This is a genomic window from Shewanella sp. QJM3NY_23 (genome assembly GCF_056173105.1).
This window is the reverse complement of the sequence record NZ_CM149657.1, coordinates 319,665-346,037: the sequence shown is the minus strand read 5'-3', so window position 1 is coordinate 346,037 and position 26,373 is coordinate 319,665. Positions and strand designations below refer to the sequence as shown.

The following is a 26,373-nucleotide window of genomic DNA, read 5'->3' as shown; positions in this document are numbered from 1 at the left end:
TAAAAATTTTAGTAAAAGCCCGACTGGTTTACTGTGATAAATTACTCATTTTTTTTAACATTAAGTGCGATATGTACCGATAATGTGAAATAAATGCGATTCACGGCTAAAGCCGCCATCATCAAGGCTTAATGCTGCGAGAGTGTGATGGCTTTAAAATCGAATATCAAGCCTTTCGGCTGACAAACTAAATGGCCTTACGCTCAAAGGTGCGCAGGGTCAGCCAAGCTAACAACCCCGTCCACAACAACATCAGTCCATATAACCACAACTCGCCCCCCTGAAATTGACTCAATAAAGGTAAGCTGCCCATAGGTGCATGGGTGGCAAGCTGATTGATAGCCCGGTAGATATCGGTCGGATTTAATGCCATTAACAGTTGCACTAGCCATTGTACTCTTGGCCCTAAATCGGCCACCAGCAACGCCAATAACAGTAAATCATAAATTAACACTAAAGCGAACCACAACGATAATAGTATGCCGACCGCTTTGGCCTTTTCTGTGGCCCGCAGACTGACCACATAGCTTAGCAAAATAAACGTCAGGGCTAATAAACTGCTGCTGGCAATAAACTGGCCAAACACCCACAAGGTTTGCAGCCATTGATAATCTTGCCCAAAACAGCACAAAATGATCGCGCTCATGGTAAAACTGCTCACGATGGCGGCCAACATAATACCGCTATGGGCCAGTAATTTACCTAAGAAAATATCCATTTTAGTCAGTGGATAGCTGAGCAGTAACAGCATGGTTCCCGACTCATCTTCACCAACAAATGCATCGTAGCAAAGTAAGATGGCCGCCAAAGGGATAATAGCCACCGCTATGGTGGATAAGCTGGCGATAACACTCACCAGCGATGGGAACGCTAAGGTGCCAGACACTGCGCTACCAGCAAATGTGACACTGAAGGCCAGCAGAAAAAACAAGCCAAAAATCACCGCCACCCAACGGTTACGCAAGCTGTCTTTGCACTCTTTTGCGGCGATGATCATCATAGGCTGGCGCCAGATCGCCCCACCGATTGTCGACATCATTTATACTCCCATGGGTTGCAATACGGGCTCGGTAACGAAACCTAAACCTTGCTCTGAGCAGTGCTGCATCTGCGCCATGTTGTGATGATAAATCTCGGCGAGCCCAGGCAAATGCAAGGTAAAATCAAAACGCTGGCATTTTGTGGTTAAGTAACGCACTAGCGCTGGCTGCTCAGACTGGGCGCAGTGCAGCGCACCTTGGCGATAAAACGCCTGTAGATAGGGGTGCGTCACCAGTAACGCCGCTAACCCATCAAGCACTATCTTAACCTGCAATGGGCTAGCCTTTGCCAGCTCGGCAAACGAGCCATAAGCCAAGCATTGACCGCGCCCTAACATCATCGCCACATCCAGCTGCGACTCCACTAAATTAAGCTCATGGGTACAGATGATCACCGCGCAACCTTGACGCTTTAATTGGGCCACTTTTTGGTAGAGAAAGCTCGATGCCTGGGGATCTAAGCCCACCGTCGGCTCATCGAGCAGCAATAACTGCGGTGAGGCTAAAATCGCCTGCGCAAAGCCAAGCCGCTGCTTCATCCCCTTAGAGTAACCTTTAACCAATTTATGCTGGGCATAGCCTAAGCCAAACTCCTCAATCAACTGGGCGACTCGCTGGTGACTCTCCCCCTTAAGTGCGGCGAAATAACGTAAGATTTCCGCCCCGGTTAACTTGTCATAAAAATGGATATTTTCAGGTAAATACCCCACGTTGGTAGGTTTCTTCCCTGGCGTTAACCTCAGCCCTAACACGTCGACTCGACCAGAGTCAGGAGTCAATAAGCCTAATATCACCTTGATTAAGGTCGATTTACCCGCACCGTTATGACCCAGTAGTGCCATCGTCATCCCACTGGGCAGACTGAGATTAATCTGATTAAGGGCGCGCAATTCGGCAAATTGATGCCCAACGCCTTCAAGTTGTACCGCTAAGTGATTGACACTCATAATGCGCCCCTCGTGTGCGCCACCGCGCTATTTCCCATCAAAGGGTAACGGTCGATAACACCACTGGCGTCGACCGCCTGTATTTGGTTATCGAGCCACTTAAGTAATGTCACTATGGGGCTGGCCATTAAAAAACTCGCCTCGGGGTAGAGCCAAAATAATCGATCGAGACGATCGTTTGGCAGATGCATACTGTCGCCCACGCCATCACCATTAAGATCCCAGCCACGATAGTCGCTCCAATAATTACCCCGCTGTTGCTCGCTCCATTCGACGCTCTGCTCTCCCACGTAACGCACTTGGGTGCTGTTATCAATAAAGCGATTGAGGGACACTTGATTACTCTCGCCGCCCAGCGCCATGGCAATGCCGACATCATTATTGGCGATGTGATTATCCTTAATGTGGTTATCGCGGGCACCATAGATAAAAATGCCCTTACCTTCGGAAAAAAGATCGCCTTTGACCGCATCAGGCGCGCTGATATTAGCCATTCTATTAGCCTCAACCAAGGCGCCATTGGTCATATTAAGCAATACGCCAAATTCTTTGGCATGGGTGACTTGATTATGGGCAAGATGAATATCGCTGGAGTTCATTAACGCATAGCCGCCATCGACACGGCTGGCCTGATTGTCCATGGCGCTGTCTTGCTGGGTATACATGTAATGAATGCCATATTGCATGTCACTCATGTGATTGCCATACACTTGGCTGCCCTTACCCGACTCTAAATAGATACCATCTCTGACTTGCTGGATCTGATTGTCGCTGATCAAGACGCCATCCACTCGCTGTAGGTGCACGCCATCGCCGCGATCTAACTTAAAGGTGTGGCTGTCACCCGTGATGCGATTGCCGCAAATGGTCAACTGCTGCAGTTGCTGGGCATAAATGCCAAAGCCTTGGCCACTCAATTGGTTATTCAGCAGCTGGACATCATCGCTGCCAGCATGCAGTAAAATGGCGGCATCTTTTTGGTACAGGTCGCCCCCCCATTGCTTAATGGTAAGGCCATTAATGGTGACATGGCTGGCGTTAATCGTCAGCGCCGAACCTTGATGCTGCGCCTCAATAATCGCGCCAGGTGATCCCTTGAGATACAGGCTTTTATCGATAACAAATTGCCCCGAATAGATCCCAGGTTGCAACACAATATGGCTCCCCTGTGCAGCCTGTGCTAACTGATGCGACAGCTCGGCACTATTGCTGACGTCAATCATCGCCCCCAGCGCCGCACTTTGCTGCGTGACCGCTGCCGTGCACCTTGTGTTAGTGGCCTCTTGCTCATCGGCACTTAGCGCCATGCTGCTTAGGCTCAACACTAAGCCCATGCTCATTAAAGGCATCAATAGCGTCACAGTGCACCACTGCCGGGCTCTCATCGCTGCAGACTCAACTTATTCTGCCGTTAACAAGGACAAGGTGATCTGCTCATAACTGAATACCGCGCCACCATATTCGCTGGCAAATTGCTCGGCAGCCGCTTGGGTTGAAAAAGGCGCCACGGCGCTGCCCATTACCGCTTTACGACTGGTGCCATAGACATACCACGCCTGAGTCGCGTCAATAAAGGCGCTGTCGTCTGGATGGTCCCAATCGGTTACCGCCATATCATGAACATATGCTTGACTAATTTTGCGCTGATTTTCCGGCTGCAGGGCAAACATAAACATGTCCCGCGTTGAACAGAAACTCGGGTTAATCTCGCCGCCGCTGAGCAGCAACTCTCCCTTAGGGCCGGGGTATTTCTTAATCATCATGCCACACATATGGCAGCGTTCATGCTCACCGATGGCCTTGGCGTGCTCATGACCGGCATTAGCAGGTGCGGTGTCGCAGCCGAAGGTCAACAACGACAGTAATATCACTAACAATGAGGTTCTGATGGCCATATGGACTCCTTAATGGCGATGCCAGAGTGGCGATTCAATGCCTCACCTCGCGGCCGCGAGATGAGGCTTGAACGAACAGTTAAATTGCGAAGTTTTGCCCCGCATACAGAATAAACATACGCAAGCACATCATGCCGCTCACCGCGCATAAACCCGAGAGGTAAAATGCCTGTGATGAATGGCTAAATTGCTTACCCGTAGCGAAGTTAAGCAGCAGCGGACCACCGAAGCCCACGCCGACAACACCTAACCAGAAGACCACCGCCCACGTGCCCGATTGAAAGGCTTCAAACGCACTCTGTGCGCCAGCGTTGCCGGTCATCAAAGACATAATGATCATGAACAGGAACAGCGCCTCGGCAAACATAATGGGCCACTCTGCACCGTGCAAAATCTGCATATCTTGGCTGTGTCTATCTTCCTTAAATAGGCTCACGGCCAACATCTTAGCCGCCGCCGCACCGGCCGATAATCCCGATGCCACAAACAGCGCCGGTAATACCGAAGTATTAATGATCGGAAAGCGGATCAACGCCGAGATCAAAAAGCCAGTGTAAGCACATACCGCCAATGCCAGCACCAATACCAATGCCTCACAAGGACGGCGCCAGGCGCGTAACTTGTCGATAATGGGTAACAGTGGACGTAGCAATGGGATCTGCTTAATCTCTTCTTCCAAGGCAAACAGGGCGATCACAGCCACCAGCGGAATATAAGCTGTCAGCGCAATCACCCCGACCGACATCACAGAGTTAAGGTTGTAGTAAACCAATATGCGCCAGAAAAACAGCGGATTAGTTAAGTCCAGTACCAGACACAGCATCCCCAAGGCGATAGTAACAAACGACACCAGCGCCGAGGCCTTCAAGAAAGGGGTATTGATGGTTTGTTGTTTATAAAACCGAATAAACAAGGCTACCGCTAACGCCCCACCCGAAATACCTGCAAAAAACAGGTATACGGCAATGGGCCATGGCCAGGCGACGCCTTCAGACAGCCCGATGGTAAATTCAAGTGTTCCGTCCATAGCTATACTCCCAATTTCACTACAGGTATGTATCGTAAACTGGGTTCAGTACCGAAATGCGACTTGATACGAACAGAGTCTTTTACCGCCAATAACCGACTCACATAAGAGTTAGGGTCATTGATATCGCCAAAGATCAATGCGTCGTATCGACACTGTTGCACACAAGCTGGTAACTCGCCCTTAGCCAATTTGCTGTTTAAACACAAATCACAGTTGTCGGCGACATCTGTGGCCTCATTAATGTAACGCGCATTGTAAGGACAAGCCGCAATACAGTATTTACAGCCCGCACACTTACTGGCATCCATGGTGACGATACCCGTTGTGGGATCGCGATGCGCAGCGCCCGTAGGGCACACCGAAACACAAGGCGCGTTTTGGCATTGCTGGCACGACACGCGCACATATTTACGCTCACAACCACAATCAGTCTTACCGCAGTGAGGGCACTTTTGCCCCTCAACGTGGCCAGACTGCTGCTCTAGCAGTAAACGAGATTGCCCTTCGGGCAAGTTATTGGCCGTATTACAGGCCACTTTACAATCGCCACAACCCACACATTTATTTTGATCGAACACCATCACGTAATGCGGTTTGTTGCTATTGGCGTTTTCCTCTTTGACAGATGAACACCCTAAGGGCCCCAGTATCAAAGAGCTGGCTCCCAAGCATTTAAGGAACCTCCGTCTCTCTATATTTTCACTCACAGCATCCTCCATCGGTCGGCATTGATGCCCACCTGTTTTAACCTGATTTTTAGGTGACTCTTTTACTCAGATGCAGTCACGATACGGTTAGCTATTTTCTGCTCAGCTTTCAAAATCGCATTGTTAATTGATGCTCGGTTAATACTTGGGTTGTCGCTATTCAATAACTGTTGCCAATAAACGATCGCTTGCTGAAAGTCCCTATTCAAGTAAGCGTGAGTCGCCATTAGCAGCAGAGATTGAACTTCATTCGGATCGAGTGCTAGGGCTTGAGAGATGGCATAGGCCACCTCTTCGCTCATGTCTCGACCATCACGGTAATAGAGCGCATTGGCTTTCATGCCGAGCACTTCTGCGTCTGTCTCTATTGCCAGTAATTTGTCCAGTGTGATAACCGACTCACGGTATAACCCGCCCTCTGTATAGGCGTAGGCTAAGTTGAGTAAGGCAATTTTATTGCTTGGTGTTTCACTGGCGGCTTGGGCATTTTTGTTAATGTCGGCGGCAATAAGGTAGTCGATGTTTTCATCGATAAAGCCCTTATCCCAATCATTAAAACGGCCAAGTTGGCTGTAAATTAATAGGGGAACCAGCAGTAGGGTAGCCGTCATAGCACTGGGTATTTTCCAGCCATACCGTGTCAAGGCGGCAGGCTTGATGTCGCCATTAGTGTCGGCGTTGTTTATGGCTCGGAGATGAAGTATCCATAAAGGAGCGATGAAACTCATTAACGTAACCACTATGGCAATAACCAGACTATTCATAACCATCCCTACTGCTGGTGAGTAAACTTAGTGACCTGAGCCCATCATGCCACCCATGCCCATACCGCTTAACCCCATGCCCTTGGCGTTATCGCCTGGCTCTTCAACCTTGACCAACTCCACATCAAATATCAGGGTTGAACTAGGCGGAATAATGCCGACCACCTCTTTGCCATAAGCAAGGTCTGACGGAATAGTCAGGCGAAAAGTTGAGCCTTCAGGCATTAGGGCGATGCCCTCTTTCCAGCCATCGATAACCGACATTAAGGCGAAACGATTAGGTTCATTGCGATCATAAGAGCTATCAAAAACGGTGCCGTCGACCAGTTGCCCTTTGTAATGCACGGTAACCACATCGGACTCTAGCGGTTTACGCCCTGAGCCTAAGGTGATGACTTCATATTGCAGGCCTGAGTCAGTCACAGTAACGCCTGGGTTGGTTTTATTGGTGGCGAGATACGCGCTGCCGGCGGCGATATTTTTAATCGACAGATCTTCAATGCGCTTATCTCGAATGGTGTTAAGCAGCTCTGCTCGCGTATTTAAATGGGTCAAGATCGCTTCGTCCGACATCTTGCTCTCGCCCTTAAGCGCATCAATCATCCCTTGGATGACAGTGTCGATATGGATCTCGGCGCCTAGCTCAGTCTGATTGTAAATTTTGCCGGAAATATAATGGCCAACCGACGCCCCCATAGCATAAGAGGCATCATTCACTTCTTGGCTCACTTCACTGGCCGAGGCCATCAACGAGAAACCGCAAAGTAGGGATAAAGTGGTCATCGATAAAGACTTCTTGGTGATCGTTTTCATATTGATTCTCTCTAAACGTTATTGCTCGAATGAATGTCAAATGGATAAAAATCTTATTGTTATGGTTTTTCAGTGGCTCGACCCGATAGGCGCCAGCCATAGATGCCATCGTGCATCTGCCTCACATGGGTGTAGCCTAGTTTCATCACTTCTCGCGCCGCGATTTCGCTGGCATTACAGAGACGATTGGCACAATAGAACACCATGACGGCATCTTTGTCTTTGGGCAGCAACGCCTTCCAGTTGTCGACGTTGAAGTACACGGCTCCGGGGATAAACCCTTCGGCCCAAAGCTCTAAGGTATTTACATCAAAGAAATACACTCCCTCTTGCTTGAGTAAGCTCTCGGCTTCCAGCAGGCTGATGGTGTTCAGCTTGATCTCATGGTAGGTCGCAGGGGCCATCTCCCCACCGCCGCCGGCATAACAAGGAGCGATACCGCTTGCTATCATGGCCGCTAAGATCATTCCAACGTGTTGTTTCATATGCTTGCTCCTATTGACCTAGGCACAGAGGGTTATCAGACATCCATGCCTAGGTCCGTTAGCAATTGCTTTTAGTGAGCTTTAGCCGAGTAGCCGCTGCCGTCTAAAATGTTTTGCGCTTGTGTTACATAGGTCAGTGCTGCATCGAGACGTTTTTGGCTATAACGGAAGCCATGTACACCCCAAGAGCCGTCGTTCTTAATCAGATCAACTGCCTCTTGTGCTTTCTCTGCGAGCATAAGCACTTGTGTCTTGTCTTCAGTTGACAGCTTAGTGACTTCGAGTAACTGGTCGATGCGAACCAAAGCCTGTTCGACTTGCGTGAACACCTCTTTGATTGGCTTCTGCCACTTCATCACTTCACCGTAGATCTCCATCTGATCTTCATAATGCAGACCGGTTTCGAGCTCTGACTGGAACTGGCTGTGACAGCCTTTGTTTTCAACCACATCGTGGTCGGAAACTGAGGTACGAGCACAGGTTCACATTAAGTCTAGGTATGAGCGACCTTCTTCATTTTTCGCCACAGTCCAACCTTTCGCCCCTTCAGGACCCGCAACACGCGACTGGCCTTCTGGTGGGTTAAGTGTTTTACGCGTTGGGCTGACGTCAATTTTCCACATGTGTGACTTACGCACGGCGTCGAAACCGGCTTGGTCTGGGAACTGAATCGCTTTGAAGTTTTCACAACTGCCCATGTTAGGCATGTGACAGCTTTGACACGTTTGTTCGCTATGGGTATCGGTATTACTAGCGATTAGGGTTTGCGCTGCATGGCAATCCTTACAATCTGTTTTCAGCTTAGGCTTAGTGATATCCGACTTCCAATCACCATCGGTGACTTCGTGTGGATCATGACAGGTAGTACAACGCATGCCTTTTTCATAGTGAACTGAATTATACATTTGCGAGCCTTCGGTACCACATGAAGGGCAAAGTGACTTCATTTTCACGCCAAAAGCATACTCACGCTTTTCTTGAGCTTGCGGTGTATCGGCTAAGGTATCGTCATATTGGAAACGTTGATGACAACGCTCACAGTTTGACTCCATACCACCGGTGCCACCATCTAAGTGACCGCCTGCGCCATGACACTCTTCACACGCGATACCGCGGCTAATAGTGTGCTCTTGCAGTTTCTTCGGATCGCCAAGGGCATCAAAGAACTCTTGTTTGCTTTGGAAATCGAACTTGAAGGTGTGGCACACTTCACAGTAAGAACTCGCAGGTTGGAACAACAACTCTTTACGGTATTTAGCGCCGTAAGAGCTCATGCCCCATTGATGCGAACCACTGGCACCGAACTCTTCCATTGTGGTGGGGAATTCAGGGATAACTGCATTGATTTTTTGTGCCATTTCAGGGGTGAGCCATTCAGCCCAACCACGTGAGAACTGGTTACCACCGGCAATCATCTTACCGGTACCATCTTTAAGTAAGCCGCCTTCGATATGATAAGTACCGCGGACTAGCCAAGAGTCGATAAAGCCATATTTGGTACGTGGTGTACCCACTGTGGCGTAGATAGCATCAGGGGTAATACCATCTGGCAAGATGGAGGTATCCTTAGTCTGATACATGGTTTGTTCAATGTCGTTACCCACTTCTGGGTGCTCACCAGGAAAACGAATCGTTCTGGCATGACGTGAACGCTGCCACTTTTCATATTGAGTTGCATGACATTCGGCACATTTTTCAGGGCCAACAAAGTTATTAGGGTAATCAAGAATCGATTTAGCCCCTAAGCGATACTGCACCGCACGCGGCGCACCGACTCTGGCGCTATACTTAGGGCTGTGACCTGTATCTAAATACTCTTCACCACGGTCACTGATATGATATTCGCCGACTAAATTACCGGCTTCGTGGTATTTAAACATGGGGTGGTTCTCAAATAAGAAGTCAAATAGCTCCGCCTCTTGAACCACGTAATCTTGCAGTGTTTTCACACCATTCTTTTGTTCTGTACCTTGGTAGTTCGCAATCGCATTTTGTGCGGTTTTGCCCATTTCTGGTACGCTGTTATATTTACCACCAGCAGCGTTAACATTAGCAATGGCACCGAAACAAAATAGCACGCTTAAGGCTACCTTGTGTTTCCATCGTCTCATCATTCACTCCTAAATATTATTTTATTTTGTATTGCTATAACCAACATTTAATTGCTCATCCATTACACAATCATCTGTTGGATTTAATAAAAACAACCGTTAACCGAACGACTTATACAACTGAGCAAGTTCAGTATTCTTCACATAAAAACCATTAAAAACATGAGCTAGCGCACACTGCCTACGCCATTATCTCTCAACAGTTGTAAAACAAACTCAACACATTTAAAAACAACAATATAGGACTAATCCAGAGTCTGTTTTTTAGATCTAAATCGTACACTTTTAGATATAAAAACAACTCAAAATGCAGATTGATTTTTCAAAAATATTCAGCGAAGTGGATGGATTGTTTTTACTTGCTTAAGCTCACAGAAACGCTGGCACCATTAATTTACTGTGCATTTAATACAGTCTCTATTTATCTATATAAGCAAAGTTAACGCTATCGATTAATAAATGCAGACACGCAAATAATTAATATCATCGGTGGAACTATGGCGGCAGAAATTGGATTATTACTACTTATTATTGCAACAGTAATCTGTTTACTGATCGCAGCGTTGCCACTATTAAAAAACAGCAGCGAACCACACAAGAATGCACTCACAAGCTTATTAATTCATCTCAATACCTTTGCCTTATTGGGGGCGATGCTGATTTTGGGTTACCTATTTATTGCTAATGATTTTTCAGTCGCCTACGTGGCAAACCATTCCAACACCCAATTAGCCAGTGTATATAAGGTCGCGGCGGTGTGGGGGGGACATGAAGGCTCGATGTTGTTTTGGATAACCGCCACCGCCCTGTGGAGCAGCTACATAGTGAACCAGCACAAAGCCCACAGCGCCTTTATGCGCAGCCTTTGTGCCATTCTCGCCGCCATCATGTGCGGCTTCTTACTCTTCTTACTGTTTACCTCTAACCCGTTTGCGCGCTTGCTGCCCAATATTCCGCTCGAGGGGCGCGACCTAAACCCCATATTGCAAGACATTGGCCTGATATTGCATCCGCCGCTGTTGTTTATCGGCTATGTGGGGCTCACAGTCTGCTTTGCCGCAGCCGTGGCCGCGCTACTCGATACCCAAGCCAATATCCAAGCCCACTGCCGGCACATCCGCCCATGGGCTATTTTAACTTGGGTAGCACTCACTGGCGGTAACGCCTTTGGCTCATGGTGGGCCTATAACGAGCTAGGTTGGGGAGGATGGTGGTTTTGGGCCCCAGTCGAAAACGCCTCGTTCATTCCTTGGTTAGTGGCCACCGCCATGATGCATGCGCTCATATTGAGCAGTAAACGCAACGCTTTTTATGCCTCAACCCTATTCACTTGCCTTTTAGGCTTTGCTATCTGCCTGCTGGGCACCTTTTTAGTACGTTCGGGAGTGGTGCAATCGGTACACGCCTTTGCCGCCGATCCGAGCAGAGGCGTGTCGATTTTAACCTTACTGATACTGTTTTCGGCTGGGGGCTTTACCTTGTTCGCCTACCGCGCGCCGTCATTATTCAAACCGAGCTGCTATAGCGTGCACAGCAAAGAAAGCTTGATGATGCTGGGCAACCTGATTCTTCTCGTCGCCGCGCTCTCCATCTTACTTGGCACCTGTTATCCGCTGCTCTATGAAGTCCTTACAGAGCAAAGTATTTCAGTAGGCGCCCCCTACTTCAACAGTCTGTTTATCCCGCTGCTGGTATTGATCAGCCTGCTGATGGGCGCTGCCCCCTTGGTACGCTGGCAACAGGCGCAGCCCAAGGTGTTTATACCATTAGCCCTGTATGCTGGGCTGGCATTAGGGCTGGCAGTGCTACTGAACCTAATGGCACTGCCCCAGCTTAGCGGCTACTTTATTTGCGGCAGCTTTTCAGCCCTATGGATCTTCATCTGTATCATCGCTGCAGTGCGGCAGCAATATGGTCAGCGAGCGCCAAGCGCGAACCGTTCTCAGCGCTTTAATGCCATGTGTCTTGCCCATTTGGCCGTGGCAGTGAGTATTTTAGGCGCAACCACTGTGTCTCATTTTGAGCAGGACGAGTTACTGCGAATGGGGCCGGGACAAGGTAAAGTTGTGGCGGGATACACCTTTGTTTATGAAGCAACCGAGCAGGTTGAATACCCAAGCTACAGTGCGATTCAGGCGAAAATCCAGGTCAGCGATACCAAAGGTCAGGTGTTTGCTTATATTTATCCGCAGCGACAGACCTTTAACACCAACGGCATGCAACTCTCGGCAGCAGGGATCCATCGCAGCTTGTTTGGCGACATCTATATCTCCATGGGGACACCGCTCAGCGACAGCGAATACCTTGTACGTATCAGTTATAAACCCTTGGTCAATTGGATTTGGATTGGAGCCTTAATGATGATGCTGGCCGGTGTCTGCCTGCTGCGTCGCCCTGTCATTGTCAGCGCAGCCCAACCCTACTCCTCCGGGCATCACCTTGGTACATCGCCAGTACGTAATGGAGGGCTATGATGAAGTCTAAGCTGACACTTTGCCGACGAGTCACATTCAGCTGCCTGTTGTGGCTAGGGTTAAGCGCATTTTCGGCCAACGCCGCAGCGCCGTCATCCTTGCCCGTATCGACGCCGGCTCCAGTCTATTCTCAAGCCGAAATAAAAGCCTTGGGATTTGATATTGCTAAATCATTACGCTGCCCTATGTCGGCCAATCAAAACCTGCTGGACTCGCAAACCAAGATAGCCAATGAGCTCAAAGCAGAAATTTTTCTGCAGTTAGAGCAAGGCAAACGCAAAAACGAGATCATCGATTTTATGGTGGCCCGTTACGGCCAACAGATCCGCTATATGCCAACCTTCGCCGCGGGAACTTTAGTGCTGTATCTGTTTCCGCTGGGGTTACTGCTATTGGTTTTCGCATGGGGATTTAAACAACACCAGTCCACTAAAACTCATAAAATCAGCAATATGGATACACATCATGACTAAACAACTACTGGCCATCATCGGCTTATCAATGCTGTTCATTATGGGGCAATCACAGGCCGCTATGCCAAATGAAAAGGTGTACGCCACCGGTGAAAACCTGCCTAAACCTATGATCATGTCGCGCTTTATCGAGATGCAACACGCGCGCAAAGTCAGTGAAGTCCCTTTTGAAACCCTTGAGGGGACCAAGGTTAACCTGAGCGATTATCGCGGCAATCTGGTACTCGTTAACCTGTGGGCTACTTGGTGTGCGCCCTGCATTAAAGAGATCCCTATGATGGATAAGATCCGGCGCGATAATCTCACCAATAAGTTAGTAGTACTGCCACTGTCTATCGATGAGCAATACGATCAAGTAGCCGCATTTTTAACCCGCCATAGTTTAGGTGACTACCCCACCCTTGTCGATCCGCAGCATTTGATCGACAAGATGCTGCCTGCCGATGTGGTGCCTGCCACCTATGTGTTTGATGGCGACGGCAACCTTATCGGTTTTTTACGCGGCTATTTAGATTGGGGCGATAAAGAGGTGCAACCCTACCTTGAGCAACTGACCGCTAAGTATGCATCGCCCAACCGATCTTAATGTGCCATCACTTATCCCGCTTTCATTGCTCCCGCCCGGCACCGCGACTCTTTCGTCGGGCGGCTTTTTTTATCTCGACATCGCTAGCCTCACCCGCGGCAATGGCTTTCAATTGCCGCACCATTAAATTAGAATTGCGCCATTAATCGTTATGTTCCAAGGCCAGTTTGATGAAATTAACCGCACTACAGCAACCGCTTTATGATCACCTTTATCGCGATATTCACCAGTTCCGCTCCGCCTTTGATCTGCCCATTGAAGATACCAGTAGTCTCGATGATAAAGCCGATACATTACATACCTCTTTAGCGATTGAAGAGCTTACCGAACTGGCCGAAGCCGATTGCCGCGTAGAACAGGCCGATGCTATTGTCGACTCTGTTTATGTGTTAATGGGGCGTCTGGTGCATATGGGCGCCAAACAGGTTAACGACTGTATCGCTATCAGCTACCTTATCGATCTGCTGCTGCATGTGGCCAATAATCGTGATATCGATTTTGTGCGCTGCTGGGATGAAGTGCACTCGAGCAACATGAGCAAGGTGTGCCGTAATGAACAAGAGTTAGCAGAAACCGTCGCTCATTATGCTAAACAGGGTGTTGAAATTGTCGGTAGCAAGAAAGGCGACTTCATCATAGCTAAATGTGCTAAAGATGTTGATATGGCAGGTAAAGTCGTGCGCCAAGGCAAGGTGTTAAAGTCAGTTTATTATCGCCCCGCCGATCTAAACAGCTTGGTAAAGGCCTAACGTTTCCTCCTCGGGAGCTGACTAACACAATCTGTCTAGGATGAGATGAGACCTAAGTGTCATTAATTTAATCCTAGCCGTGATCTAGTTAACAGCTAGGATAATAAGCGCTACTCGCTAACCGATTTAGATGATTGAATGGGGTTAAATGAATCTAGTGCTTATCGTCCCTGAGGAATTATCATGACCAATAATATTGCAGCCTTACTTGCCACTACGGCGCTATTTTTTAGCACTCAGGTATTGGCTAATGGCGGTTGCGCCTTTGAAGGCAAGCAAGAAGGCTTTATTGCCACTTGCAGTGAGGAGAAACAAGAAGTGATTCTAACCGGTATCGTTCCAGCACAAACCTTAGTGACCGAGCTCAGTGAATTTAGTGAAGGTTACCAAACTTATCAAGTCGATACGGCGGCCATCGAACCATTAAAGGCGATCACAGAGCCGACTGAAATTGTCGTTATTATTGGCACTTGGTGCCCTGATTGTCACCGCGAAACGCCGCGCTTTATTCGTATCATAGAGCAGCTGAACAACCCCAACATTAAGGTGACCTACATTGGGGTGGATCGCAGCAAGCAAGATAGCGAAGGCTTAGCGGCACAGTACGAATTTAGCCGTATTCCGACCTTTATTGTTAAACAGCAAGGTAAAGAGATTGGCCGCATTGTTGAGCGCCCACAGACCTCATTAGAAGTCGATCTGGCCAACATACTTAATTAGGACGTTCGCCATAACGCATTAAAAAGCCGCATTCGCGGCTTTTTTTGTGCGCTTATTTTACGAGTCAAATGTTAACTTGCCGCGTTCAAATTAAGTTGGAGCCATTTTGATGAGAAATTGCTTAATGAAAACTCTGGCGCTCAAACTATGGGGGTTATAACAGGCATACATGGAGGTAAGAGGTCATTATGCCGCAGAGGTGGCTGAAATTCGCTCAGATAATTGCAGTAATACGCCTTCACGCAGCGCACCGCCCGACAAATTTAACGACTCAATATGCAGCACATTAAATAAGCCTAGCAAAATCGATAATCCTGCCACAAAAGTGGCAGCCCGCTCATGATGCAAACCTTCAATCTGTTGCATGCTGGCATCGGTTTGACCTAATACTTCATCACGTAATTGCCGCAAAACCGCTGGGGTGATAGTAGCTGAGATACCACGTGCATTGAGTAGTTCAACCACAGATTGCACCGTACCCGATGCACCAACCACACCATGCCAACCCAATTTAAGCAGTTGAGCACGATAGCCGCCCAACAGGCTAACGACATGAGCCTGGGCAACATCAAAGTCTGCTTTTTGATACGGAAATTGATTGAAAAACTGTTGGTTAAACGTGACGCAGCCCATGGCAAGGCTGGTTTTGAGGAGCACTTTGTCACCATCACCAATAATAAACTCAGTGCTGGCACCACCAATATCGATCACCAATCGGCGACCCTCTGTGGTGGTGGTCGCAACCATGCCTTGATAGATCAATTCCGCTTCACGCAGCCCCGAAATAATCTCAATCGGTTGACCTAAAATAGGCAACGCCGCTTGGCAAAATTCGCTGGCATTAGTGATGCTACGCAGCGTCGCGGTGGCGATGACGGCAATATGCTCGCGGCTAATACCCTCTTTATCGAGCATCTGTGAAAACATCTTTAGGCAGTCAAGCCCACGGGAAAACACCTCGGGGCTTAACACGCCATCAGGGCCAATACCTTCGGCAAGGCGCACTTTACGCTTATATTTTGCCACCACTTTAGGGCTGCCGGCGACGGTTTGCGCCACCAGCATATTAAAACTATTTGATCCTAAGGTGATGGCCGCATACCGAGGCCCTAAGCCAGCGCGCTTCATTTAGCTGTGTCTACGCGTCCTATCATGACGTCTTGGGCGTGTGCCAGGACGTGCACCTTGCGGTTGACCACTGCCAGGGCGGCCAGCGGTGCGCGTAGTATGCTTACGATGGATGCGCACAGGCGGCGGCAAATCGTTCAGCAAGGCTTCGCTGTCATAATTGGTGACTGGAATAGAGTGCTGAATGTAGCTCTCGATCGCTGGTAAGTTAAGGGCATACTCTTCACAAGCAAAACTGATCGAAATCCCTTTTTGACCAGCACGACCAGTACGACCAATACGGTGCACATAGTCTTCGCAATCATCGGGAAGATCGTAGTTATACACATGAGATACGTCAGAAATATGCAGACCACGTGCAGCAACATCGGTGGCAACCAAGATGTCTAGCTTACCTTGGGTGAACTCTTCTAAGATGCGAATACGCTTCTTCTGTGGCACATCACCGGTTAGTAGCCCCACACGATGTCCGTCGCCTTCTAAGTGAGCCCACAACTTTTCGCAGCTGTGTTTGGTGTTACAAAAGACAATAGCTTTATCTGGCCAGTCTTCTTCAATCAAGGTCAGCAACAAACGTAGCTTCTCATCCTGTGAAGGATAGAAAATTTCTTCGGTAATGTTTTTTGAGGTCTTTTCGGTGGGGGCAATTTCGACTTTCTCAGGATCATTCATATGATCATAAGCGAGCTCTTGCACCTTCATCGACAATGTCGCCGAGAACAACATATTCAGGCGCGATTTGGCGTCTGGCATACGTCTAAATAGGAAACGAATATCTTTAATAAAGCCTAAGTCGAACATGCGATCGGCTTCATCGAGTACCACGGCCTGAATCGCACTGAGATTGAGTACCCCTTGGCGAACGTAATCGATAATACGCCCTGTGGTACCAATTAATATATCGACGCCTTTATCAAGCACCTTACGCTGCACGTCGTAGCTTTCACCACCAAAAACAATCCCGACTTTTAGCCCGGTGTGCTTGGCCAATAAGTTGGCATCTTTGGCAATTTGAATCGCTAATTCGCGTGTCGGCGCCATCACAATCGCACGAGGCTGATTGATCTCACGTCCTTCAGGAGCTGGAGTGGTCAGTAAGTGGTTAAAGGTGGCGACCAAAAAGGCTAAGGTTTTACCTGTACCAGTCTGTGCTTGACCCGCAAGATCTTTATGCTGGAGTAAAATTGGTAATGATAATGCTTGGATTGGCGTGCAATATTCAAAACCGCTTTCGATTAGTGCCTGTTGTATCTCTGGATGCAGAGTAAAGTCGGCAAACTTTGTATTTGTTAAATGTGTTTCGCTCATAGCGCAAGCATACCAGTTAGGGTTGCAATAAGGAACTTAATCGTTTGAAATAGCGGCTAATGAAAAAACAGCTCTGAAAGCCGCTAAAAAAATCTTGAAAAGCTGATTTCAGACCCAATATACAGCTTAAGCCATTAACAAACCAGTAATGGCACCTCAACTGGAGAACATCATGAGCGATAAAATTATTACCTTAAGCGACGACAGCTTCGAAAACGACGTACTTAAGTCTGACATCCCTGTAGTGGTGGATTTCTGGGCTGAATGGTGTGGTCCTTGTAAAATGATCGCCCCAATCCTAGATGACGTAGCAGAAGAGTACGAAGGCAAGGTAACTATCGCGAAGCTAAACGTTGACCAAAACAATGCTTCACCTGCTAAGTATGGCGTACGTGGTATTCCTACTTTACTTATCTTCAAAAACGGTGAGCTAGCCGACACAAAAGTGGGCGCATTGTCTAAGACTCAACTTAAAGAGTTTATCGACGCACAGCTGTAATACCTCGATCTCTATGACATTTTGATCGCAGAAAGTGACTCTCGACACAGCTTACAAAAGTAATTGTGTCGGGATTCGCTAAATTTCTAGACGCCTAGCCTTGTTAGTGCTACTTTAATAACCAGACTCATTCTAACTAACCCACTTCTTGCTATTCGATCGATATTCTTAATATGTTGTACATTCATTGATCAAAGATAGCATTGTCACGTAAGAACAAGACCCACCAAGATGAATTTATCAGAATTAAAAGACACACCGATTTCAGATTTAGTACAACTCGCCCAAGACATGAAGCTAGAAAATATGGCCCGCGCTCGCAAGCAGGACATCATTTTCGCAATCCTTAAAGCCCACGCAAAAAGCGGCGAAGATATTTTCGGTGGTGGTGTTTTAGAGATTCTGCAAGATGGTTTTGGCTTCCTTCGTAGTGCTGACGGCTCATATCTCGCTGGCCCAGACGATATCTATGTTTCACCCAGCCAAATTCGCCGTTTCAACATGCGCACCGGTGACACCATCTTTGGTAAGATTCGTCCACCAAAAGAGGGCGAACGTTATTTTGCCTTATTGAAAGTCACCGAAGTTAACTTCGACAAGCCTGAAAACTCTCGTAATAAAATCCTGTTTGAAAACCTTACCCCACTGCATGCTGAAGAGCGTATGCGTATGGAGCGTGGTAATGGTTCAACTGAAGATATTACCTCGCGAATTTTAGATTTGTGCTCACCAATTGGTAAAGGTCAGCGTGGTTTGATCGTGGCGCCGCCAAAAGCCGGTAAAACACTACTACTACAAAACATGGCCCAAAGCATTGCCTACAACAACCCTGAAGTAGTGTTGATGGTACTACTGATTGATGAGCGCCCTGAAGAAGTGACCGAAATGCAACGCATGGTAAAAGGTGAAGTTATCGCTTCTACCTTCGATGAACCAGCAAGTCGTCACGTACAAGTGGCCGAAATGGTTATCGAAAAAGCCAAGCGTTTAGTTGAACATAAAAAAGACGTGGTGATCTTACTCGATTCGATTACCCGCCTAGCACGTGCTTACAACACAGTGATCCCATCATCAGGTAAGGTACTTACCGGTGGTGTTGACGCTAACGCACTGCATCGTCCAAAGCGCTTCTTCGGCGCGGCACGTAACATCGAACATGGTGGCAGCTTAACCATTATCGCGACAGCGTTGGTTGATACGGGTTCGAAAATGGACGAAGTGATCTACGAAGAATTTAAAGGTACAGGTAACCAAGAGCTTCACCTGTCGCGTAAAGCAGCAGAAAAACGTGTATTCCCAGCGATTGATTTCAACCGCTCTGGTACTCGTCGTGAAGAGAAACTGACCACACCTGAAGAGCTACAAAAAATGTGGATCTTACGCAAAATCCTTAATCCAATGGATGAAGTGACGGGTATGGAGTTCCTTATCGATAAGCTTGCCATGACGAAAACGAACGAAGAGTTCTTTACCGCCATGAAACGCTCTAAAAGCTAATGATAAGTTAGCTTTACTGAATAAAAATGCCGCTAATTAGCGGCATTTTTTATGGTAAGCAGATGCTGTTTCTATACCAAGGCACCGGCCATCTTGCGGCGTAAATAGGCAATTTGTTGCATGTGCGGCAGATCTTTCGGGCAGTTATCCTGACAACCAAGTAAGGTCATGCAGCCAAACACGCCATCTTGATTACCAATCACATGGTAAAAATCTTCCACGCTACGAGCATCACGACTGTCGAGTTCGAAGCGAGCGATTTTCATCATGCCTACGGCACCCACAAAGGTGTCGCGCATCTGCTTGGTGGCACAGGCAGACACACACACACCGCACTCAACGCAGCGATCGAGCTCATACAGCTTTGCCGCCTCCTCTGGGGCCATTGGCGCCTCGATGCGATGGATATCGATTTCATCTTGCCTTGGATGCAACCACAACTTTAGGCGTTCGGCGAGTTCGCGCATAAACTTACCCGTGTTGACCGACAGATCGCCAATTAATTCAAAGCCGGGCAGCGGCATCAAGGTGATCTCACCTTTAGGGTATTTACTGGTTAAGGTGCGGCACGCCAGTGTGGGATACCCATTGATCACCATGGCGCAGCTACCACAAATACCGGCGCGACAGACAAAATCAAACTGCAGCGAGGGATCCTGTTTTTCCCTGAGCATATTAAGGGCGATAAATACCGTCATGCCGGGGGCTTCTTCAAGCTGGTATTTAACCATCTTGGGCTTATCGCCAGGTTCTTGCGGATCATAGCGAAAGATAGAAAACGTTAATAGACGACCCTGACTCATTACTTTTGCTCTCCCGCTGGGCGATTGTCGAACGGCTTGTCATGCAAGCGCTCATTTTTCTCTTGTAAAGACGGCGGCACCTCAAAAGGCATCAAAGCCCGCTGCCGCTCAAAGCGATTGGCATTGTCACCTAATCCGCTCAAAATTTCGGTAATTTGTTGCTCACGCTTGGCGGTATCAGGATGCGCTATCGCATTATTGATTCCGTAACCACGGTAACCTGGTGGTAATTCCATTTTCATCACATCCAACTGTTCATAATCCAGCGCGGGTAGCGTGGCATCAGCACTTGGCCAGCTCGATAGCGTGCGGTTGAGCCACTCTTTATCATTACGCTGTGGAAAGTCTTCACGGGCGTGGGCACCGCGACTTTCGGTGCGCGCCTCAGCCCCACAAGCGACTGTGAGCGCCACTTTAAGCATGCGCTTAACTCGCAGTGCTTCTACCAATTCAGGGTTAGCGTGGCGCTTTTTACAGGTTAAGCCGATATTGCGCGAGCGCAGCAACAAGGCTTGCAACTCATCCACCGCTTTTTGCAGCTCGGGACCATTACGGAAAATGCCCACGTAGTCCATCATAATCCGTTGCATCTCAAGCTTAATATCAAACGCTGACTCACTGCCCTGCCCTTCAACTAAATCATCGATTTCGCCGCGTACCTGATTAACAAACTTTTCCACCAGCGCAGTATCAATCTCTAAGGTATTTTGCTGACAAAAATCGGCGACATATTTACCTATGATCATGCCTCCTACCACGGTTTCAGCCAAGGAGTTACCGCCTAAACGGTTAAAGCCGTGCATGTCCCAACACGCCGCCTCGCCCACGCTAAATAACCCTTTAAGCTGCGGGCTTTGACCTGTGGCATCGGTGCGAATACCGCCCATCGAATAGTGCTGGGTCGGGCGCACTGGGATCCAATCTTTGGCTGGATCGATACCTAAAAAGTTTTCGCAGATCTCTTTGACTTCGCGCAGGTTAGTCTCGACATGTTTGCGCCCCAACAAGGTAATATCGAGCCACAGGTGCGGCCCATACGGGCTATCGACCCCTTTCCCTTTGCGAATATGCTCAGTCATGCGCCGCGATACCACATCACGGGATGCCAGCTCCTTTTTCTCTGGCTCATAATCGGGCATAAAACGATGGCCATCTTTATCACGCAGTAAGCCACCGTCCCCCCGACAGCCTTCGGTGGTTAAAATCCCCACTGGCACAATGGCGGTGGGATGAAACTGCACCGCCTCCATATTACCCAGCTTGGCCACACCGGTTTCAAGCGCTAATGCTTGACCAATGCCTTCGCAGATAATGGCATTCGTTGAGACTTCGTAAATTCGTCCATAACCGCCAGTGGCAATCGTGGTCGATTTAGCAATATAGGCACGTAACTCGCCCGTGATCAGGCAGCGAGCGACCACACCGTGGCAGCGCGACCCATCGTGAATTAAGGCTAAGGCTTCGATACGCTCATGAACGGGGATATCTAATGAAATAGCTTTATTATCGACAGCATAAAGCAATGAGTGACCCGTGCCGTCTGCCGTATAGCAGGTGCGCCACTTCTTGGTGCCGCCAAAGTCGCGGGCATTAATTAACCCATGCGCTTCTTCAGCTTCTTCAATAGTGACCTTTTGGGCATTGACCACGACATCACGCGGCCCTTTGGTTACCCGCGTCCAAGGTACACCCCAGTTTGCCAGTTCGCGCACCGCTTTGGGGGCACAATGGGCAAACATACGCGCGACCTCTTGATCGCAACCCCAGTCCGATCCTTTTACCGTATCTTGAAAATGGACATCTTCATCATCGCCCATCCCTTTTACCGTATTGCCAAGGCTTGCCTGCATCCCCCCTTGGGCGGCGGCCGAATGGGATCGTTTAGCTGGGATCAATGACAATACAACAGTATCTAAACCTCGCTCTTTTGAAGCGATTGCCACCCTTAGCCCCGCGAGTCCAGCTCCAACGACCAGAGAATCGGTATATATCAGTTTCACACTTGCTCCTTAACAGGGTATTGAACCACCACTTATTGGCTCGCATAGGGAAGAAAGGCGAGCAATGACGCGATGCCAATCACCACAAACACAACACTTATAATGGTTTTTATTTTTTTAATTCGCGCGCGATGATTAAGTGCTTTCTCGGCGCCCCACTTTATGGCGACTCGATAAAGGCCAATGGCGGCATGAAGCTCGACACATAATAGCAATGGTAAATACACCATCCACACACCATCATTCCAAATGCGCTCGGCGCTGCCGGATGGACCAATAGTCTCGGGGGCACTACCAATCAACCACAGGTGTACTGGTAATAACAAAAAGATCCCCACGCCCGTGATGGCCTGCCAGACCCATAACTTAGTATCGCCATGAGTGATCACCGTCATCTGCTTACGCAAAGCTCGCTGCTGTGCCAAGTTAAGTGGCATTTTATGCACCGCCACCAACACGTGTATCAAGGCCAGCACAGCCACCACTACGGCGATAATAGATACTACCCAAGGATAACCATGACCATCGGCACTTAAAAAGCTCAGTTCCATGGTTTTGGCCACCATGGTCATCGCATCGCCTCCCAGTAAAATAGAGGACACTAACAGCAGGTGAGTCCATAAAAACAGGGTCAATATGACACCGGTGAGACTCTGGCTCAGATCGAGCCAGCCACTTAATTTATTGTTATAACGAGTCAGCGACATATCTTCCCCTTATCGATGGCATCAGGTTGCCTTAAAATTGGTAACCAATAGCCCTAATGTCGCTCACAAACAGTCACTAAACCGTGAGGCAGATCAAAACACTAACTAATACTTCACAAAATGCTAAACTACCTAAGCTAACCCATCATCAAGGTACAAAAGGTGTGATAGGCAATGTCAGCTCACGGCCAATAATGAGGTATGACACCAAGCTCAACACGCCAATGCTAATAAGATAAATAATCAATATCTTGATAACCTTACGCAGCCCACGACGATTAAGCGTCAAGCCCCACTTCAATGCCACTCGATACAAACCTATCATGGCGTGGATCACCACAGCCGGCAGCAACAAGGCATACAGTAACCACGCATTGGCGTGATACACGCGTTCAGCAGAAAGATGTGGGCCTATCTCAGGGTTAGTGATCATGGTAAAAATATGCACTGGCGCTAAGAAAAACAAAATAAAGCCCGTGGCTAACTGCCAAAACCAGGCGTGACTGTCTTTATGGTTAATGCCCTGCATATGGCGCCTTAAGGCGCGCCACTGGCCCAACTGCGCCGGAAAACGCCGCAGTGCCACCGCCGCATGAACAATGACCACTAACATGATAAAAATCGAAAATACCTTAGTGACAATCGGCATACCATGACCTGTCGAGGTAAACAGCCCCCCTTCAAGAAACTGCACCACATGATAAAATGCCTCTTTACCTAATAAAATACTGGATTCAAAGTGCAGGTGAGCCAATAAAAAGCACCCCAGCATGATGCCAGTTGCACTTTGAATTTTGTCCGCCTTGGCAGACCATGGACTGCCCAGCGACGCATAATGGATATGATGAGATTGCATACTTTTGGGATTCATTATCATTCAACGCCTAGTGTCGGGATCTACACCATAGCAGCAAGCGTGCAGGGTAAACGCCTGTAATAAGCAAAGCGTGATTTACCTCACCCAGCAAGCAAGCAACTTTTGACTTAGTTCACAAACAAACCTTAAAATACAAAACAAAGGTCAAACCACTTAACCAAATATAATCATAGAGTTAAACAACCAATTTAAACAAAACAATCCATTCGAAAATAGCGTTATAAGTGCTTGAATCGGCACTTTTATTCTACCGAGCGCAAATATCAATAACAGATCACTCTGCCTTTAACCGCCGCATGGTTTACAATAACGCCATTATTGACCTAAGAGAGAAGATCCCATGGCTTGGATCCAGTTAAAAATTGATACCGACAATCAACACGCCGAACAATTAAGCGATATGCTGATGGACTTTGGTGCCCTGTCGATCACCTATGAAGATGGCAAAGACAACCCGATTTACGAGCCAAATTTAGGTGAGACTCCGCTATGGAGCCACACCGTACTGACGGCGCTGTTTGAAGCCGACTATGATCTAGCCCCTATCGTTGACATGCTCAAGCTGCAGCCTTACTTAGGCGTCGACTTTAGCCACAAAGTAGAGCAAGTTGAAGATAAAGACTGGGAACGGGAATGGATGGACAATTTCCACCCCATCCAGTTTGGCAAACGTCTGTGGATCTGCCCTAGCTGGCGTGAAGTGCCCGACCCACAAGCCGTGAATGTGATGCTCGACCCAGGCCTAGCCTTTGGTACCGGCACCCATCCAACCACGGCGCTGTGTTTAGAATGGTTAGATGGACTGCAACTTAACGGCAAAGAGGTGATCGACTTTGGCTGTGGCTCTGGCATTTTAGCCGTAGCCGCGCTGAAACTTGGCGCAGCAAAAGTCACAGGCATCGATATTGACTACCAAGCCATCGATGCCTCTAAAGCCAATGCCGAACGCAACGGTGTTGCCGATAAACTGGCGCTATTCCTACCCGAAGATCAGCCAGCTGACCTAAAAGCGGACGTGCTCGTGGCCAATATCCTCGCCGGCCCACTGAGAGAATTAGCGCCGCTTATCGCCGAAAAAGTCAAGCCGGGCGGCTTATTGGCACTATCGGGTTTGCTTAAAGAGCAAGCCGACGAAATTAGCCAACATTACGCCCAATGGTTTGACATGGACGCGCCTGCTCACAAAGAAGATTGGAGCCGCTTGACAGGCACCCGCAAATAACGGTAAAAGCCAGCGGCCGCAAGGCCGCCACTGACTTCACAGCACACAAAAGTCAAGTAAAAAAGTTGCTCCCAGGTCATTTATTGACCTTTTCACCGGCTTGAAAAAGGCGTACTATAGCGCCCCTTTGAAGCGCAAGGTGTAATGATAAATGCAGATTGGACCCTATCAACTGAAAAATCAGCTGATCGTGGCTCCTATGGCAGGAGTCACCGACCAACCCTTTCGAAATCTCTGCTTACGTTATGGCGCTGCCTTAGCGGTTTCAGAGATGCTTTCGTCCAATCCTGAAGTTTGGGATACCGACAAAAGCCGTCAGCGTATGACACATGCTGGTGAGAATGGGATCCGCTCAGTACAAATTGCAGGAGCCGATCCGGATATGATGGCTCACGCCGCCGTTGTCAACGTACAACAAGGGGCGCAGATCATCGATATCAATATGGGATGTCCTGCAAAAAAAGTGAATAAGAAGCTGGCTGGATCGGCACTACTACAGCAACCAGAGCAAGTAAAAGCGATTTTGCAAGCTGTCGTTGCCGCAGTGGATGTCCCGGTTACACTGAAAATTCGCACCGGCTGGGCACCAGAACACCGTAACGGTATTCAAATAGCCCAAATAGCAGAAGATTGTGGTATTGCCTCGTTAGCCGTACATGGCCGCACGAGACAATGTATGTACAAAGGCGAAGCCGAGTACGACACCATTGCCGCTATTAAACAGAATGTCTCTATTCCGGTTGTCGCTAACGGAGACATCTGCACCCCAGAGAAAGCACGCTTTGTGCTTGACCATACTGGTGCCGATGCCCTGATGATAGGAAGAGGCGCTCAAGGACGGCCTTGGGTATTCAGAGAGATCCAACATTATCTGGAAACAGGTAATAAGCTAGCGCCAATTGAAGTGGACGAAAAGCGTCAAGTGATGCTGGAACACCTCAAAGACTTATATGCATTGTATGGCGAATACAAAGGGTTACGTATCGCCAGAAAGCATGTTGGATGGTATCTGGACCAAGAAGCGCAGAGACCATTGAGAGCCGAGTTTAATCGGCTGGAAACTGTTGAAGAACAATGTTCCATGTTGGAACGTTATTTTGATGAATTAGTAAAGAATTAATAAAGAGCAGAATACGAATGTTTGATCAGACAACTCAACCAGAAGCTCATCAGCTTACCGTAGGCAAAATCGAAACCGCTAACGGCACTATCAAGCCTCAGTTACTACGTGACGCAGTTAAGCGCGCAGTAACTAACTTTTTCGCTCAAATGGACGGCCAAGAAGCTGAAGAAGTTTACGAAATGGTGTTATGTGAAGTTGAAGCACCTCTACTAGATATCATCATGCAGCACACTCGTGGCAACCAGACTCGCGCCGCCAACATGCTAGGTATCAACCGTGGTACGCTACGCAAGAAATTAAAAAAATACGGCATGAACTAAGAAGCGATTCTTAATTAGCTGTATCAGAACGGGTTTTTCGGCAACGAAAAGCCCGTTTTTGCTTATATGTACCCCCATATGTACCCCCGTTGTTT

General features: G+C 48.3%; 25 protein-coding genes and 1 pseudogene. 10 read left to right on the top strand and 16 right to left on the bottom strand.

The window, feature by feature from the left end; translation table 11 throughout:
- Positions 1 to 187: 187 nt before the first annotated feature.
- The 10 genes and pseudogenes from AC0VXX_RS01660 to AC0VXX_RS01615 all read right to left on the bottom strand — a co-directional run bounded on the left by AC0VXX_RS01660 (position 188) and on the right by AC0VXX_RS01615 (position 9,792).
- Complete coding sequence (locus AC0VXX_RS01660; protein WP_475515638.1) at positions 188 to 1,039, bottom strand: ABC transporter permease; 852 nt, start codon at positions 1,037 to 1,039, stop codon at positions 188 to 190.
- A complete protein-coding gene (locus tag AC0VXX_RS01655) occupies positions 1,040 to 1,987 on the bottom strand; it encodes an ABC transporter ATP-binding protein (RefSeq protein ID WP_475515637.1) in 948 nt (315 codons plus the stop codon).
- Entirely contained in the window at positions 1,984 to 3,348 is a 1,365-nt protein-coding gene (gene nosD / locus AC0VXX_RS01650) for a nitrous oxide reductase family maturation protein NosD (protein ID WP_475515636.1), read from the bottom strand. Before nosD ends, AC0VXX_RS01655 begins: the two co-directional genes overlap by 4 nt.
- Before the next feature lie 39 nt (positions 3,349 to 3,387).
- A complete protein-coding gene (locus AC0VXX_RS01645) occupies positions 3,388 to 3,882 on the bottom strand; it encodes a nitrous oxide reductase accessory protein NosL (protein ID WP_475515635.1) in 495 nt (164 codons plus the stop codon).
- 79 nt (positions 3,883 to 3,961) lie between these two features.
- Complete coding sequence (gene nrfD, locus AC0VXX_RS01640) at positions 3,962 to 4,909, bottom strand: NrfD/PsrC family molybdoenzyme membrane anchor subunit (protein ID WP_475515634.1); 948 nt, start codon at positions 4,907 to 4,909, stop codon at positions 3,962 to 3,964.
- 2 nt (positions 4,910 to 4,911) lie between these two features.
- On the bottom strand, positions 4,912 to 5,619 hold the full coding sequence (locus AC0VXX_RS01635) for a 4Fe-4S dicluster domain-containing protein (RefSeq protein WP_475515633.1): 708 nt from the start codon (positions 5,617 to 5,619) through the stop codon (positions 4,912 to 4,914).
- A 62-nt stretch (positions 5,620 to 5,681) separates the two neighbouring features.
- On the bottom strand, positions 5,682 to 6,383 hold the full coding sequence (locus tag AC0VXX_RS01630) for a tetratricopeptide repeat protein (RefSeq protein WP_475515632.1): 702 nt from the start codon (positions 6,381 to 6,383) through the stop codon (positions 5,682 to 5,684).
- 27 nt (positions 6,384 to 6,410) lie between these two features.
- Positions 6,411 to 7,196, bottom strand: coding sequence for an FKBP-type peptidyl-prolyl cis-trans isomerase (locus tag AC0VXX_RS01625; RefSeq protein ID WP_475515630.1), 786 nt, complete (start codon positions 7,194 to 7,196; stop codon positions 6,411 to 6,413).
- A 59-nt stretch (positions 7,197 to 7,255) separates the two neighbouring features.
- On the bottom strand, positions 7,256 to 7,681 hold the full coding sequence (locus AC0VXX_RS01620; RefSeq protein WP_475515629.1) for a rhodanese-like domain-containing protein: 426 nt from the start codon (positions 7,679 to 7,681) through the stop codon (positions 7,256 to 7,258).
- A gap of 71 nt (positions 7,682 to 7,752) precedes the next feature.
- Positions 7,753 to 9,792, bottom strand: a pseudogene (locus AC0VXX_RS01615) (multiheme c-type cytochrome).
- Positions 9,793 to 10,289: 497 nt separating this feature from the next.
- Here AC0VXX_RS01615 and AC0VXX_RS01610 point away from each other — a divergent pair.
- From AC0VXX_RS01610 to AC0VXX_RS01590, 5 genes are all read left to right on the top strand, one after another.
- Positions 10,290 to 12,266, top strand: coding sequence for a heme lyase CcmF/NrfE family subunit (locus AC0VXX_RS01610; protein WP_475515628.1), 1,977 nt, complete (start codon positions 10,290 to 10,292; stop codon positions 12,264 to 12,266).
- Positions 12,263 to 12,739, top strand: coding sequence for a cytochrome c-type biogenesis protein (locus AC0VXX_RS01605; RefSeq protein ID WP_475515627.1), 477 nt, complete (start codon positions 12,263 to 12,265; stop codon positions 12,737 to 12,739). The genes AC0VXX_RS01610 and AC0VXX_RS01605 overlap by 4 nt, the downstream gene beginning before the upstream one ends.
- Positions 12,732 to 13,325, top strand: coding sequence for a TlpA family protein disulfide reductase (locus AC0VXX_RS01600; RefSeq protein WP_475515626.1), 594 nt, complete (start codon positions 12,732 to 12,734; stop codon positions 13,323 to 13,325). The genes AC0VXX_RS01605 and AC0VXX_RS01600 overlap by 8 nt, the downstream gene beginning before the upstream one ends.
- A 170-nt stretch (positions 13,326 to 13,495) precedes the next feature.
- Positions 13,496 to 14,074 carry a nucleoside triphosphate pyrophosphohydrolase family protein gene (locus tag AC0VXX_RS01595; protein ID WP_475515625.1) on the top strand — a complete coding sequence of 193 codons (579 nt, stop codon included), beginning with the start codon at positions 13,496 to 13,498 and terminating at the stop codon, positions 14,072 to 14,074.
- Positions 14,075 to 14,257: 183 nt separating this feature from the next.
- Positions 14,258 to 14,794: a thioredoxin family protein gene (locus AC0VXX_RS01590; RefSeq protein WP_110455652.1), complete on the top strand. Its 537-nt coding sequence runs from the start codon at positions 14,258 to 14,260 to the stop codon at positions 14,792 to 14,794.
- Between the two features lie 186 nt (positions 14,795 to 14,980).
- Here AC0VXX_RS01590 and AC0VXX_RS01585 read toward each other — a convergent pair whose 3' ends face one another.
- Together AC0VXX_RS01585 and rhlB are read right to left on the bottom strand one after the other, a co-directional pair.
- Positions 14,981 to 15,922, bottom strand: a complete 942-nt coding sequence (locus AC0VXX_RS01585) for a Ppx/GppA phosphatase family protein (RefSeq protein WP_475515624.1) — start codon at positions 15,920 to 15,922, stop codon at positions 14,981 to 14,983.
- Entirely contained in the window at positions 15,923 to 17,230 is a 1,308-nt protein-coding gene (gene rhlB / locus AC0VXX_RS01580) for an ATP-dependent RNA helicase RhlB (protein ID WP_475515623.1), read from the bottom strand.
- Positions 17,231 to 17,402: 172 nt separating this feature from the next.
- Between rhlB and trxA the strand changes: the two genes are divergently transcribed.
- Together trxA and rho are read left to right on the top strand one after the other, a co-directional pair.
- A complete protein-coding gene (gene trxA / locus AC0VXX_RS01575) occupies positions 17,403 to 17,729 on the top strand; it encodes a thioredoxin TrxA (protein WP_110455649.1) in 327 nt (108 codons plus the stop codon).
- Between the two features lie 231 nt (positions 17,730 to 17,960).
- Complete coding sequence (gene rho / locus AC0VXX_RS01570; protein WP_475515622.1) at positions 17,961 to 19,226, top strand: transcription termination factor Rho; 1,266 nt, start codon at positions 17,961 to 17,963, stop codon at positions 19,224 to 19,226.
- Positions 19,227 to 19,297: 71 nt separating this feature from the next.
- Here rho and AC0VXX_RS01565 read toward each other — a convergent pair whose 3' ends face one another.
- The 4 genes from AC0VXX_RS01565 to AC0VXX_RS01550 form a co-directional block, all read right to left on the bottom strand.
- Entirely contained in the window at positions 19,298 to 20,029 is a 732-nt protein-coding gene (locus AC0VXX_RS01565; RefSeq protein ID WP_475515621.1) for a fumarate reductase iron-sulfur subunit, read from the bottom strand.
- Complete coding sequence (locus AC0VXX_RS01560; RefSeq protein ID WP_475515620.1) at positions 20,029 to 22,029, bottom strand: fumarate reductase flavoprotein subunit; 2,001 nt, start codon at positions 22,027 to 22,029, stop codon at positions 20,029 to 20,031. Before AC0VXX_RS01560 ends, AC0VXX_RS01565 begins: the two co-directional genes overlap by 1 nt.
- A 32-nt stretch (positions 22,030 to 22,061) precedes the next feature.
- Entirely contained in the window at positions 22,062 to 22,736 is a 675-nt protein-coding gene (locus AC0VXX_RS01555) for a fumarate reductase cytochrome b subunit (RefSeq protein ID WP_475515619.1), read from the bottom strand.
- A gap of 148 nt (positions 22,737 to 22,884) precedes the next feature.
- On the bottom strand, positions 22,885 to 23,607 hold the full coding sequence (locus AC0VXX_RS01550) for a fumarate reductase cytochrome b subunit (RefSeq protein ID WP_475515618.1): 723 nt from the start codon (positions 23,605 to 23,607) through the stop codon (positions 22,885 to 22,887).
- Between the two features lie 346 nt (positions 23,608 to 23,953).
- Here AC0VXX_RS01550 and prmA point away from each other — a divergent pair, with 346 nt between their 5' ends.
- The 3 genes from prmA to fis all read left to right on the top strand — a co-directional run bounded on the left by prmA (position 23,954) and on the right by fis (position 26,278).
- Positions 23,954 to 24,835, top strand: a complete 882-nt coding sequence (prmA, locus tag AC0VXX_RS01545) for a 50S ribosomal protein L11 methyltransferase (protein WP_475515617.1) — start codon at positions 23,954 to 23,956, stop codon at positions 24,833 to 24,835.
- Between the two features lie 151 nt (positions 24,836 to 24,986).
- The gene (dusB, locus tag AC0VXX_RS01540) at positions 24,987 to 25,955 is read left to right on the top strand and encodes a tRNA dihydrouridine synthase DusB (protein WP_475515616.1); all 969 of its coding nucleotides are present in this window, start codon (positions 24,987 to 24,989) and stop codon (positions 25,953 to 25,955) included.
- 17 nt (positions 25,956 to 25,972) lie between these two features.
- Positions 25,973 to 26,278 (top strand): DNA-binding transcriptional regulator Fis, encoded by a 306-nt coding sequence (fis, locus tag AC0VXX_RS01535; RefSeq protein WP_011864135.1) that lies wholly within the window; start codon positions 25,973 to 25,975, stop codon positions 26,276 to 26,278.
- Positions 26,279 to 26,373 lie beyond the last annotated feature (95 nt).